Source organism: Pseudomonas sp. R3-41 (assembly GCF_054161485.1).
The window spans coordinates 882967-898049 of the sequence record NZ_CP096421.1; the positions used below are offsets into that span (position 1 = coordinate 882967).

The 15083-nt window shown below is 55.6% G+C and carries 4 protein-coding genes; all 4 read left to right on the plus strand.

What is annotated here, in order from left to right:
• The first annotated feature begins 14 nt into the window (after nucleotides 1-14).
• The 4 genes from M1D99_RS03995 to M1D99_RS04010 are packed head-to-tail and all read left to right on the plus strand — an operon-like array spanning nucleotide 15 to nucleotide 15001.
• The gene (locus M1D99_RS03995) at nucleotides 15-4955 is read left to right on the plus strand and encodes an Eco57I restriction-modification methylase domain-containing protein (protein ID WP_458131407.1); all 4941 of its coding nucleotides are present in this window, start codon (nucleotides 15-17) and stop codon (nucleotides 4953-4955) included.
• Nucleotides 4955-6559 carry an HNH endonuclease gene (locus M1D99_RS04000; RefSeq protein WP_169893913.1) on the plus strand — a complete coding sequence of 535 codons (1605 nt, stop codon included), beginning with the start codon at nucleotides 4955-4957 and terminating at the stop codon, nucleotides 6557-6559. Before M1D99_RS03995 ends, M1D99_RS04000 begins: the two co-directional genes overlap by 1 nt.
• Before the next feature lie 13 nt (nucleotides 6560-6572).
• Nucleotides 6573-12905, plus strand: a complete 6333-nt coding sequence (locus tag M1D99_RS04005) for a DEAD/DEAH box helicase (protein WP_458131408.1) — start codon at nucleotides 6573-6575, stop codon at nucleotides 12903-12905.
• On the plus strand, nucleotides 12902-15001 hold the full coding sequence (locus M1D99_RS04010) for a UvrD-helicase domain-containing protein (RefSeq protein WP_458131409.1): 2100 nt from the start codon (nucleotides 12902-12904) through the stop codon (nucleotides 14999-15001). Before M1D99_RS04005 ends, M1D99_RS04010 begins: the two co-directional genes overlap by 4 nt.
• Nucleotides 15002-15083: the final 82 nt, after the last annotated feature.

The following is a 15083-nucleotide window of genomic DNA, read 5'->3' on the forward strand; positions in this document are numbered from 1 at the left end:
GGAAGGAATACAGCATGAGTTTTGCCATCACCGGCCTCACCAATGCCAACGAGTTCTACAGCCAGCACTATCTGGACGAGATCCTCGAAAAAGACCTCAAGCCGCTGTTTGACGAGTGGAAAGAGCAGGGCGCGCAAAGCCCCGTCGCTCGGCTGCGGACTGCCGCGGGGGCTAATGGTTACTTTCGCGCCCGTGAGCGCTTTCTGAATGAGCGCAAAACCAGCGAGCGCGCCAGCCTGTTTATTGACCTAGTGCAGCCACTGCTCGCCGCTCTGGGTTACGAGCTAGCGCCGCAGAGCCTGACGTTGGCCGAAGGCGAATTGCCGGTGCTCGCAGTGTATCGCGATGCCAAACATCAGCCGCTTTTGGTCATTGCGGCAGCTATTGCCAATGCGGAAGACGACGACAGCAGCCCGCTGCAATTGCTTGCGCCAGCGGCCAGTGAGCAAGGCAAAGGTAAATATGCCCACAGCGACTGGGAAGAAACCCTCAGCAAGCGCCTGTTTGCCGACGACCACCCGCCACGCTGGGTGTTGTTGCTGCACCATGAAGAGTGGCTGCTGATTGAGCGCAACAAATGGGGTCGCAAGGCACTGCTGCGCTTCAACCTGCCGGAGCTGTTCGGCCCGCGTGATGACAAGCAGTTCCGCGCTATGGCCGCGCTGCTCGGCAGCCAGTCAGTACTGCCGGTGGAAGGCGGAGTGGCGCTGCTCGATAGTCTGGACGACAGCTCGCACAAGCATGCCTTTGAGGTATCCACTGACCTCAAATATGCCCTGCGTGAATGCATCGAGCTGATTGCCAACGAGGCTATCTGGTACAAGCGCACGGTTGCCAAGGAGAAGGTGTTCGAGCGTAACGACACCGACCTGGCTGACCAGCTCAGCCGTGAAAGCCTGCGCTATATGTACCGCCTGCTGTTTATGTTTTATATCGAAGCGCGGCCCGAGCTGGGCTATGCGCCCATCGATGCCGAGGCCTACCTCAAGGGCTACAGCATCGAGCACCTGCGCGAGCTGGAGCAAACCCCGCTGACCACCAGCGAAGCCCAGGAAGGTTTCTATTTTCACGACAGCCTCAAGCAACTCTTTGGCCTGATCTGGCAAGGCTATCCGCGACGGGATGCCACAGCGAGTCAGCTCGACCTGAGTGGCAGCCATGATGGCTTGCTCGATAACGGCTTCACCATTGCGCCGCTGCAAGGCCACCTGTTTGACCCGGCTCGCACGCCGCTGTTGGGTAGCGTCAAATTGCGTAACTCGATTCTGCAGAAAGTCATCGAACTGATGTCATTGTCCCGTGGTGGTGGCAAGAGCCGTCGTGGGCGTATCAGCTATGGCACCCTCGGTATCAACCAACTGGGTGCGGTGTACGAATCATTGCTGTCCTTCCGTGGCTTCTTTGCTGAAGAAGATCTCTACGAGGTGCGCCCTGACCCCAAGGGTAAGAAGGTAAGTACGGGCGATGGGAACGAAGAAGACGATTCGAGCGAGAACGATTCGGACAGCGACGAAGGCTTCGATACCCCCAGTGCTGCCGAGAAGAAAAAAGATGCCGAGGTCAACCCGCTGGATGCGGCGTATTTTGTACCTGCCAGCAGCATCAGCCAGTACACCGACGCCGAACGTCTGTTTGGCGGCAATACCAAGATTCATCCCAAGGGCAGCTTCATCTATCGCCTCGCCGGGCGTGCCCGCGAGAAATCGGCCAGCTACTACACACCTGAAGTGCTGACCAAATGCCTGGTCGAGCATGCACTGAAGGAAATCCTGCCCGGTAAAACGGCGGATGAAATTCTGCAGCTCACCGTGTGCGAGCCGGCCATGGGTAGCGCGGCGTTTTTGAACGAGGCTGTCAGCCAATTGGCCGAAGCCTATCTGCAGGCCAAACAGAAAGAGCTAGGGCGCACCATCCCGCACGAGCAGTACACTGAAGAAAAACAGCGGGTGAAGATGTACATCGCCGACAGCAATGTCTTCGGTGTGGACCTTAACCCAATCGCGGTGGAGCTGGCCGAAGTATCGCTTTGGCTTAACGCCATTTTCAAAGGCAGTCATGTGCCGTGGTTTGGCTTGCAGCTGTACAACGGTAACTCCCTGGTGGGCGCGCGGCGCGAGCTGTTTAGCACCGCTCAGCTCAGCCCGGGCAAAGGCGAAAACGGCCAGCCTGAAAGAGACTGGCGCGCTGCCGCGCCGCGTGCTTTGCCACTCACACAAGTGCCAGCCGCTACCGATGTGTTCCACTTTTTGCTGCCTGCTGAAGGCATGGGCATGGTCAGCGATAAGGTGGTAAAGGCGCTGGAACTAGAGGCCTTCGAGCAATTCAAACAATGGCGCAAGGCCTTTACCGCGCCGCTCACCAAAGATGAAATTCGTCGTGTACAAGCCTTGAGTCTGGCCGCTGAACAGCTCTGGCAGCAGCACGTCCAGGAGCTGGCCCGTGTGCGCGCCGCCACCTGCGATGAGCTGCACGTATGGCCCGACCCGGCCGCCAACCGTGCTCCAACTAGCACCGCGCAGAAAGACGCCGCCTACCAGCGGGAAATGCTTAGCGAAGCGCAGAAAAATGCCAGCCCATACCGCCGGCTCAAGCTGGTGATGGATGCCTGGTGCGCCCTATGGTTTTGGCCGCTGGACAAAGCCAGCGAGTTGCCCAGCCGTGAACACTGGTGGTTTATCCTGGAAACCGTGCTGCTCGGCAATGCCAGCCTGAGCAACGCATCGGCGGATGATCTGTTCCCGGAAACTCAACCGCAGCAGGGGCTGGACTTTGCTCCTGAGCGTGACCGCTACGGCCATGTGGATATCGCCGCGCTGATTTCGGCGCTGCCGCAACTGCAGGTAGCCCAAAAGGTGGCCAGCCAGCAGCATTTTATGCATTGGGCGCTAGAGTTTGCCGATGTGTTTAAGGCCGGTGGTGGCTTTGATGTGATTCTCGGTAATCCGCCGTGGATCAAGGTGGAATGGAACGAACAGTCTCTACTGTCGGACTTCGATCCGCGCTTTGCCATTCGTAAGCTCAGTGCCAATCAGGCGGCGGATCAGCGTGAGGCGGTGTTTGCCGCGCTGCCGCAGGCACGGACGGATTATCTGAGCGAGTGCATTGCGACCGAGGGTATGGCGGCGTTCCTCAATGCCCGGCAGAACTACGCGCTACTGGAAGGGCAGAAGGCTAATCTCTACAAGTGTTTTTTGCCGCTGGTATGGCGAGTGGGTAGCGGTGTGCAGGCGCTATTGCATCCGGAAGGGGTGTATGACGATCCCAAGGGGGGGGCGCTGCGGGCAGCGCTCTATCCGCGTCTGCGAGCGCATTACCAGTTCCAGAACGAGTTGTCGTTGTTCGCTGAAGTGGATCACCATATGAAGTTCAGCATCAACATTTTTGGAAGTCAGCAGAATGTTCCTCGATTCCGTCATATGGCCAACCTATTTGCACCCGCCAGCGTGCTGGCCAGTCTCGAACACACCGGCGGTGGAGTGATTCCCGGCATCAAGCGTGACGAAGGTGGCTGGAATACTGCAGGCCATGCCAGCCGGGTGATTGATGTAGATGAAACCCTGTTAGCTACCTTTGCGCAACTCTACGACTCACCTGGTATAGGGCCCATGCAAGCCCGATTACCAACGATACATAGCCGCGAGCTGGTTTCGGTTTTGGAGAAGATTGCTAGTTTTCCGCAGCGTTTGGCTGACGAAAAAGGACGATATTTCCCCTTGGACGTATTTTGGGACGAGACGGCTGCACAGAAGGACGGGACAATCAGGCGTGCGCCAGGGTTTGTAGAATCGTCTTCGGATTTTGTTTTCTCAGGGCCCCACTTTTTCGTCGCGAATCCACTTAATAAAACTTCACGTGCAGTTTGTACGCAAAACAGTCACTACGATGTCATCGATCTGAACGCCGTATCCGATACTTACTTGTCGAGAACAATTTATCGTCCAGCAATAGACTCGATCTCATATAAGAGAAAAATTCCATTAATTTCTTGGCCTGACGAGTCTCCTAACACCGCGCCACGATTGATGACGTCTTACCCAAGGCTGATTCATCGTCGAATGTTGAGTCAGTCTGGTGAGAGAACCTTGATTGCTGCGTTGATCCCACCTGGTCCTGCAGCAATCAACTCATGCATTTCAACATGCTTCAAGAGTGAGAAGCTACTGGTGGAGGTGGCCGCATCATTCGCATCTCTTCCCTTCGATTTTTTTATAAAAAGCACGGGCCGGGCTGACCTGTATGGGGAAGGCGTTGCGAAGCTCCCTCTGATTCGGGGGCGCAGTATGGCGGTCCGGATGCTAAACCTTTCGTGCCTCACTACCCACTATGCCGACCTCTGGCGCGACTGCTGGCAGCCCGAATTCCAGCAAAGCAGCTGGGCCAGCGCTGACCCTCGCCTTCCAAAGGATTTTTTCTCCCAGCTCACCCTCGAATGGCAGCGTAATTGCGCCCTACGCAGCGACTATGCTCGCCGTCAGGCACTCGTGGAAATTGACGTGCTCGCCGCCCAGGCACTCGGCCTGACCATGGACGAACTGCTGACCATCTACCGCGTGCAGTTTCCGGTGATGCGCCAGTATGAGCGCGACACCTGGTACGACGCTAGCGGCCGCATCGTATTCACCGCCAGCAAAGGCCTGATTGGCGTTGGCCTACCGCGTAAGGCCGGCAAGCGCGATGTCGACTGCACAGTTCGCCTGCCCGATGGCAGTAGCAAAACTGGCCGTCTCGGTTGGGAAGACGTGCAACCCACTCTTGACCCTAGCGGCCGCACCGAACCCAAAGTCCCCGACGGCACCATCATCGAGCGCTCCATCCCCGACGACACCCAACCCGGCGGCCCGATACAACGCACCATCCACTACACCGCCCCCTTCACCCTGGCCGACCGCGAAGCCGACTACCGTGTGGCCTGGGAGTATTTTGAATCGAAAACCTCTACGCAAGGAGCACAGTGATGGCCTCGTTGTATCTGAATCGCCTCAGCGTCGATGACCGCGGCATACTGATCGCCAAGCTGCATCAGACCCAGCATGGCCATTGTTTTATCTGCGAGCAGGCGTTGGATCTGGTGTTGCACAAGGACAGCCTAGATATCGACCACGTGGTGCCATTGAAAACTGGCGGTAAGGATGACCCCAGTAACTTTGCGCTGACTCATGCCAGCTGCAACCGCTCCAAGCAAGCCAGCAACCTGGAAGTGGCTCGGGTACTGCAGCGCTTTGCGGCGCTTAAGGAAAAACTGGAGCCGGAAAATCGCAGCCCCAACCTGGGAGACATCTTGAGTCAGGCAGGCGGTGGGAACGCTGAGTTGAACTTCAAATTGGAGGCACAGCAGGTGCAGTACGCCCTGAGCGCCAGTGGCGATGAGCGTATTCATAGGGTGCCGCTGCATGAGGATGAGTTGAGCGGTTTTCGTTACTTTTTCATCAAACTGCCTATTCAGTACCTTCGACATGATGATCGAATCAACCCGCGTGCTATAGGCAGCAATATTGGCAAGCTGGTGGAGGAGTTTTATCAGAAACGCCCGCAGCTGCATGTGCCGCTGGCATGGTTGAGTTCGGCCAACGGCAAGAGCGCCGTGCATGTGTTCGACGGTCAGCACAAGGCCGCGGCGCAAATCATGCTAGGTGCCAAAGCTCTTCCAGTGCGAGTGTTTATTGACCCTGACGCGGACACCCTCATTACTACCAACACCAATGCAGGCACCACACTCAAGCAGGTGGCCTTCGACAAGTCTGTGCAACGTCATTTAGGTAGTACCCTCTACCAGGATCGTATTGAGCGTTACCGTCGCGAGACTGGTCGTAAGGAAGACGACTTAGCATTCAGCGAGCGTGACCTGGTTAGTTACTTTAGGGGGCAGTCACGAGAGATGAAGCGTTACATCCTCGATGCGGTGCGTGACGGGGTGACTTCAGCTGCTGACAACAAGCTGCGCGACTTCATCGACTATGGTGGGCGGGGCAAGGAACGGCCGTTGTCCTATAGCTCCATCGATAAGACCTTCTATTCCTTCTTTATCTTCCAAGAGGTGCTGGAAACCCGACTCGACCATGAGGTTGAGAATGGAGATAACCCGCGCGAGCTAGAAACGGAGCAGCTGATTAAGCTGATGAACGTAATTGCCGAGGAAATCTACATCGGCAAATTCGACAGTGACATCGGTACGGACAAGATCGAGAGTCGGTTGCAGAAGGGAGAAAATTTTGCGCACGCCCACCTGTGTGCCTTCCGGATGAGCAAAGAAGAAGTGATCTACAACTGGCTTCGTTATGTGCAGCAGATAGCCAAGTTTTACTTCATCAATTCGGGTAAGCCAATTCAGGAGGAAAAGCTATTCCAGTACTCCTTCCCGGATCAGCTGTGGACCAATATTCGTAACTTTATCCGCAATCTGGCAGCACTTCCGTTGTGGGTGAATAAGGACCTATCGGCCACTGTATTCGGCGGTAAGCAGAACAATAGCTTCTGGCAAACGGTGTTCGAGACCGGCAAGAGTCCGCAGAGCGTTCAGGTGATGCCGCAGGGCATCAATCTGGTTGAAATGATTAAGTAGGGATACTCAGCGCATGCAGCCACTTATTGTCGCCCAGCAAGTCACTCAGGGCGTGGCGGACTTTCTCCGTACGGCTTTTCCCTCCACTACTTTTGGTTTTGAGGGCTTGCTCGAACGCTTTTTGGCTGAGCGTAGCAATATCTTCAAAGGGCCGTATCTGACGTTACCATTGCCATTTCGCAAGCAACTGAATGGTGGTGTACCGGCTTTCCCTTGGTTGCCCGCGAGCTTTGTGCCTCATGCACATCAGGCCAAGGCTTTTGTGCGGCTGGCAGGCTCAGAGGCTCAATCCACGTTGGTGGCAACGGGCACGGGGTCGGGTAAGACCGAGTGCTTTCTATATCCGATCCTTGAGCATTGTCGTGTAGCGCGTGCCGAGGGGCGGCGTGGCATCAAGGCGATCATCCTGTATCCCATGAATGCCTTGGCCAGCGACCAATCTGGGCGCGTGGCCAAGGAAATCGTCAAGGCCGCTGGCCTTAGTGGGATTCGTGCAGGCTTGTATGTGGGCGATGCACCGGCTGTCGAGTCGCAAACGGTCGCCCAATTGAGTGACGGCAGTTATTCGGTGATTACCGACCGCAATGTCCTGCGTGAAAATCCACCGGATATTTTGCTGACCAACTACAAAATGTTGGACTTTCTGCTGCTGCGTGCAGCAGATGCCCCTTTGTGGGCGCATCAGCAGCCGGATACGCTGCGTTATATGGTGGTGGATGAGCTGCATACCTTTGATGGTGCGCAGGGTACTGATCTGGCGTGTCTGATTCGCCGCCTCAAGGGGCGGCTGAATGCGCCACCGGGCCAGTTGGTGTGCGTCGGTACTTCGGCAACGCTAGGCGACGATGGGGTTAGCGATTTGCTGGCGTTTGCTGGTGATGTGTTTGGTGAAGTGTTGGATGACAGTGCGGTTATCGCCGAGGACCGCGAGTCGGTTGGGGATTATCTCGCTGAGGCCCTGGTTGAGTTCACCCAAAGCCCGCAGCCCAGAGATCTGGATGCCTTGGCACCCGAGAACTATGACGACCTGCATGCCTATCTGGCGGCCCAAGCACCCTTGTGGTTCGGTGAGCCTTGCTCGGTCACGCAGGCAGAGGATTTTGCTTGGCGCTGTGGATTGGGTAAGCACCTGAAGAGCCACTTTGCCTTCCAGAATCTTTTGCGTGACTTGGAGCGTCTTGGACCAAAGTCCGTGTTGCTGGATGACCTGTTGGTACTACTCAAGCGCCGTTTGCCGAGCTGCGATGATGAGCGCTTTGCGCTGCTTTGGTTGTCTAGTCTGCTGTCGTTGGTGGCGCATGCACGCCAGGATGCACATCAGAACTTTTTCTTGCAGGTGAAGGTGGAAATCTGGCTACGTGAGCTGCGCCGCATGGTGGCTGTTCTGGATGCTGAGCCGCAGCTTCGGCATCACGATGACTTACGTAAAACCGATATGGAGCGGCTGCATCTGCCGGTGATCCATTGTCGCGAGTGCCACGCCACCGGCTGGGGTTCTACGCAGCAAAAGATCAGCCCCAATCAACTCACCCATGATTTGCAGGCGTTTTACAGCGCGTTCTTCGCCGAGGATGTGAGTACCCGTTTTATCTTTCCTTCCAGTGCGGGGGCGAACCCAGCGGTGTTCGAGCGCAAGCAGGTATGCCCTGCCTGCGGCTCCTTGCATCAGGCATCGCAAACCGAATGCTCACACTGTGAGGATCAGCCTTTGCTGGCTGTAGATATTGCCAGCAACCTGCGTGAAGGTACGCGCAATGGCGCGAAGTACACCAAGTCGCACCATGATTGTCCTTTCTGTGCCGGTTATAAAACGCTGACGATTGTTGGTTCGCAAGCGGCCAGTCTGGCTGCAGTGATGGTGGGACAGTTGTTTGCAACGCGCTTCAATCCAGACAAGAAGCTGATTGCTTTCTCTGACTCGGTACAGGATGCGGCGCATCGTGCAGGGTTCCTTGCCGCACGAACCTGGCGAATGAACTTACGCCCGGCGTTGGCGCAGGTAATTGCTGATGCCTATGCAGCTGGGCGACCTGTGACATTGGAAAATTTGCCAACAGCATTCGCGCAACGTTGGCGCATGGCGCTAGGTGATGGTCATTACATTGCTAACTTCCTGCCGCCGCAAATGCAGTGGCTACGTGATTACGAGACTCTGATGGAAGAGGGGGCGCTGCCTGAAAGCAGCAACCTACCTGGCGAGTTGGCGAGGGTGTTGCCTTGGGTGCTCAATGCAGAATTTGGCCAGGATGCTCATATTGGTCGTACTCTGGTAGCGACGGGAACTGCCTGCGTAGTGCCACTTGCAGGCAAGTTAGACGAAGCCGCTCAATGGCTGTTGCCACGTCTACGTGACACGCTTGAACCGTTAGCCGCCGCGCAGCTGGACGAAGTTGTTGTTTTACTGCGCGGGCTACTGGAAAACATGCAGCGCATCGGGGCTTGGCGTGATCAGGAGCTAGGGTTTTATGCGCGAATGGGTAGCAGCCCTTGGGGGTATAAGAAGAATCCAAGCCAGTTTAAGCTTCTAACCAGCCCTCGGCCTCCGAGGTTTTTGACACTGGCAGAGTTTGGTCGCTGCGTCAGTGTAACTAAGAGCCATGCCCGTTTGTTTAGCGACTGGGCGTTCAAGGCATTGCCTGCTTTGCATGAACTGGCGCTGGGCACGGATGCCTTGATTGCACCGCTTTATCGGCTTGCTCTTGAGGCATTGGAAAGCGTTAGCTTAGCAGGTTTTGAGGAGGCCACCGAGAAACCGGATATCCGTGTATGGGGGCTGGAGCCCTCTGCTTTCCACGTTATCTTGGGGGGCAAGGTGTGGCGGTGTGCCAGCTGCCACAGCACCACACTCTCTGGTCCAGAGGATGATTTTTCTGAGCAAGCGTGTCGCCGTGTCGATTGTCGGGGCGAGTTGCACGCACTAGATGTACCCGGTGATTTTTATCGCAAGCTCTACCTGAATGCGGATATTCGGCGGGTAGTGGCGCACGAGCATACTGGTTTACTGCCGCGAGAAACGCGCGAGGCGGTAGAGCGCAACTTTAAATCCAACAGTGATCGCCCCGGGGGCATTAATGTGCTGTCCGCGACACCCACTCTTGAGATGGGTATCGATATCGGCGACTTGTCCAGTGTGCTGCAATGTTCGATTCCTCCACAGCAGGCAAACTACATTCAGCGAGCAGGACGGGCAGGGCGTAGCACGGGTAATGCCTTGCTGATGAGCATGGCGACCAGCAAGCCGCATGACTTATATTTCTGGGATGACCCGAAAACCATGATTGCAGGTTCCGTGCAGGCACCTGGGGTTTTCCTTAACGCCTCTGCGGTACTTGAACGTCAACTTACAGCGTTCACTTTGGATTGCTGGGTGCATGAGAACGGACGGGCGGCGCAGATCCCTCAGGAAATTCGTGGGGTGTTCACCGCGATCAATAATCAGACCAACAGCAAGTTTCCTTACCCTTGGTTGAGTTATGTGGAACAGCACCAGGCATCGTTACTGGAGCGGTTCCTGCGCTTATTCAATCAGGGGGAGTTGTGCCCTTTGAGCGACGGTACGTGCCAATGGCTCGCTAATTTCATTCAGGGCAGCAACGGTGATAGCAGCCCGTTGGCGTACAAGATCGTCAACCGTTTGCAGGGCATTGCAAGTGATGTTGAAAGCATCAAGCGCAAGCGTGAGGCTGCAGTGAAGGAGATCGATAAGCTGCAGGCATTGACGGTGCGTGGTGAGGATCAGGATCTGGAGTTAGCACGACTGCTTCAGGATCGAACTGCGCTTTCGCGTTTGATTGGCAGCATTGAGGGTAAGGCTACGCTCAATGTGCTGACTGATGAGGGCTTGCTACCCAACTATGCGTTCCCGGAGCAAGGTGTGCTGTTGCGCTCGATCATTGTGCGCGATTCAAAGCCTGGAACATCCGCTCCTGATCCGCTGACCTTCGAATATGAGCGACCTGGATCAACGGCCATCACTGAGTTGGCACCGAACAACACCTTTTATGCCGAAGGTCGGCGGGTGGTGATCAACCAGATCGACGTATCGAAGATCAAGCCGGAGCACTGGCGTTTCTGTAGGCAGTGCTCCTATACCGAGCCGCTGTCGTCAGGTGATCAACACCCTAACTGCCCACGATGTGGCGATACGCTGTGGCGCGACAGTGGGCGCGTACACGAGATGCTGCGCTTGACCACGGTATTTGCCCGCACGCTGGATCGTGATAGCCGTATTGCTGACGACTCAGATGAGCGTCAGCGCGGCTTTTATGTGCGCCAGGCTTTGGTGGATAGCCCGCCTGATGCGGTGCGTCAGGCTTTTGTGATTGACGAGCAGACATTTCCTTTCGGCTTCGAGTTTCTTGATCGAGTGACTTTTCGCGAAGTGAACTTTGGCGAGCAGTCAGCGGAAGGCATGCCGATGGAGATCGGCGGGAAGGAACTCAGTCGCCCTGGTTTTAGCATCTGCCCCGAGTGCGGCACCTTGCAGCGCAAGCGCAAGGCCGAGGAGCTGTATCGCAACCATTCGTCCTGGTGCGCGAAGCGCAAGAACCCCGAGGCGAGCACGCAGCAATGCGTGTTCCTCTACCGTGAGTTCACTAGTGAGGGCATTCGTCTGTTTTTGCCCGAGGTGGGTTTTGCCGATACCAACGAGGCCCTGCTGAGCTTTGTGTCGGCTCTGGAGTTGGGGTTGGCGCGGCGTTTTAGGGGAGCAGTGGACCATCTGCGTATTGCCCTAGATATGCGTATGGCTGCGGGCTCAGATACGCCGCGTTGTTATCTGGTGATCTACGACAGCGTGCCGGGTGGCACCGGCTATCTCAAGGAATTGATGCGCGCGCCGGAACCGCTGTTGGAAGTGTTCGACATTGCACTGCAAGCCCTCAATAGCTGTACTTGCAACCAGAATGCGGACACCGATGGCTGTTATCGCTGCGTGTACCGCTATCACAACAGTAATGATCGTAAGTCTATCTCGCGACGTACAGCACAGAAGTTGTTGGGCGAGGTGATGCAATACAAGGGAGCACTGAAGCCTGTTACCCATCTGGCCGACGCGCAGCCAGCTAACCAGTTACTGGACAGCATGCTGGAGAAGCGGTTTGTCGAAGCGCTGCGCCGTGAGCATGAAGGTGAGAAGTTCAAGCTGAGTGAGCTGTTGTTCAAAGGCAAGGCGGGCTATCAGATACAGGCTGGTTTGCGTCGCTGGCGGATGGAGTTGCAGGTCAATCTGGGAGCCAGCGATGGTGTGTTGATTCCGTGCAAGCCTGACTTCGTGTTTTGGCCAGACGATGCCGCCGACGACCTGCCCGTGGCGGTCTTTGTAGATGGTTGGCAGTACCACAAAGACAGCATTACTACCGATCTGGCCAAACGCATGGCGGTGGTTAAGAGCGGGAAGTTCTCAGTCTGGACGCTGACCTGGGATGATGTCGAATGCGCTTTGCAAAACCAGGTATTACCTACACCATCGCCTTGGCCAACATTGCTTAATGATGATCCGCAGAAGGTTGTGCAGATACTCTGCGCAGCGCAGGGCATCGCCACACTCTCCAATTTCAAGTCGCTGCCGTCTTTTACCCAGCTGCATCAGCGTTTAGCCTACGGGCAACACCAAGCGTTCAGTAAATTGGCCGTCTCCCTAGCAACGGGAATGTTGATGCCGTCGGGGGACACCACCGCGCTGCAAGTCCTGCGCGAAGGGGCTTTTTGGAAGCGCTTGGATGAGCTAGATCTGCTACCTGACTTGCAACTTCATAGGTTGAGCCTGCGTCAGCTCGGTACGGCCTGGATGCTGGCTATTGCCATGCACCCGGAGCATCTGAAGCAAGTGATGACGGGTAATGGCTCGGCAGACTCTGAGCCTGTTTTGGTTGGCGAGTGGAAAGAAGATGGCCTGCCCGAAAGCGAGCTTCAGTTACGCTGGCAGCAACTTTGGCAGGCACTTAACTTATTGTTGCCGCTGAGTCAGATTTGGGTTGGTAACGCTGAAATGCCAGGGTTACCTGCGCTGCGAGATTGTTCTGCGCTCAAAGCGAAATCCAGCGGGCTGTCTGAGGCCTGGCAGGAAGCGCTGAGTTTGGTTGCTCATGAGGTACAGACTTGGGGCTTGGCTCTGGCTGGTTTGGACGTGACCGCTCCAGAGGTGGGCTATGAGTTGATGGACGAAAAAGGCCGCGTAATAGCAGAAGCTGAGTTGGCTTGGCCAGATGTTCGTACCGCCGTACTACTGCCAGATTGTGGAGCAGAGGCTGCGCTTTTTGCTGGCCAAGGTTGGCATTCTTTCACCGCTGACGGCAGTGAGTTGCCTGATGAGCTGAGAACCCTTTTGATGGAGACACTGGCATGACGCTGGCACTCAAGATTGCAATGTCCGATGACTTCTTGAAGTCGTTTTCAGCAGTTCCCCGCTCCCACCAGCAGGCAGTGCTGACCTTCGTTGCAAAGTTTCGTCAGAACCCAATGGCGACCGGTATCAATTATGAGCGCATTCATGATGCCGCCGATCCGAACATGCGTTCGGTTCGGATCAACGACAATATGCGGGGCATTGTACTCAAGCCGGATGTGGGCAACGTGTATTGCTTGCTGTGGGTCGATCAGCATGACGATGCCTATCACTGGGCGCGTCGCCACCGAGTCGCGATCCACCCGGATGTTGGCAGTATTCAGGTTTATGCAGTGCAGGAAGCTGCTGACACGACGTCATCTGACACACCGGCTGATGTACGAGTAGCAGGCCTGTTTGATGCACTCAAAGATCGTGAGATTCGTCGTCTGGGCGTACCTGACGACCGGCTGGAAGCGGTACGCGCCGTAACTAATGAAGGCGAGCTTGAGGCATTGGAAGCACAATTGCCAGATGAGGCATACGAAGCGTTGTATCTGTTTGCTGCCGGCGAGCCTTTCGACAAAATCATCAATGATCAATCCGCGCCGGAGTCGGTCGACCCTGCAGACTTCGGGGCTGCGCTTGAGCGCGACAGCTCACGGCGTCATTTCGTGGTGCTGACTGATGACAGCGATCTGGAAGCTTTACTAGCCGCACCTCTAGAGCACTGGAGGGTATTCCTGCACCCAAGCCAGCGTAAGTTGGTGGAGCGCGATTGGAATGGTCCTGTGAAGGTGACCGGTGGCGCAGGTACTGGTAAAACCGTTGTGGCTATGCATCGTGCTGCAAGACTTGCCAGACAATACTCGGACTTACCTGGTCGTCCGGTGTTGTTTACCACGTTCACCAAAACACTTGCTGAGGACATCCGCCAACATTTGGCGTTGCTGTGCACACCGCAGGAGTTGGAGAAAATTCAGGTGGTAAACCTAGATCAATGGGCTTCCAGTCTTCTGCGTCGTTTTGGTTACCCACATAACCTGTTGTACAACGAAGGTGACCGTCGCCGTTTCTGGCAAGCAGCCATGTCGGCGATGCCGGCGTCAGTTGATCTCAGCTTACCGTTCATGCGTGCTGAATATGAGCGGGTTGTGCTTCCTCAAGCCTGCGAAACTGCTGAGGACTATATGCGTGCCAGTCGAGTAGGCCGCGGCGGTCAGCTTGGCCGTGCGATGCGTAAGTCTATCTGGCCGGTGTTTGCCGAATACCGGGCCCAACTGCAAGCAGCCAACTTGCGCGAGCCTGAAGAAGCCTTCCGTGAGGCCTCTCAGTTGTTAGTGAAGGAGCAGCCCACACTGGGTATTCGCTCTATGGTGGTGGACGAAGCTCAGGACATTAGCAACGCAGGTTTTGAGCTTATTCGTACTGCAGTAAAGGAAGCCGAAAACGACCTGTTTATTGTTGGTGACGCTCACCAGCGTATCTACCGGCACAAAGTCGTGCTTAGCAGGGTGGGTATCGAAGTTCGCGGCCGAAGCCGTAACCTGAAGGTGAATTACCGAACCACCGACGAAATCCGTCAATGGGCCTGCGCTCAGCTCGAAGGATGTACTGTCGATGACTTGGATGGCAACGCGGATTCTCTGCGTGGTTACCGTTCGCTTACCCATGGTGATGTGCCGGATATCATCGAGTCGTCTTCCGTTAATGAGGATATGCCGCATATACAAGCGATCCTTAAACAACTGCAGGACGATGGCATGGAGCCTCGACAGATTTGCATCACCGCACGTACTAACGAGGATCTGGAAAACATTGCTAGAGCTCTGCAGCAAGCCAATATTGTTCACTTGAAACTGGATAACGCAACCTCGGACGATTCGGCACTATTGGGCGTCCGTCTAGCCACTATGCACCGCATCAAGGGGCTTGAATTTAGCGTAGTGATTGTTGCCGCCTACAAGGGAGCCACTACTTATGCAGGGCAATTTAGCCGTGATGAAGATGCCGGGGTAACCGAAGACACTGAAACTTCTGAAAGATGTCTGCTGCACGTTGCTGCTACTCGAGCAAAGAGAAATTTGTTTCTTCTAGTGCGGCCCTCTGTTGGCTGAAGTCTCAGACCTATACAGCTAAAAATTAGCTGTATAGGTCGGCCCAGCATTACTGGTTAACACTGCGACGCCCTGCCAGCTT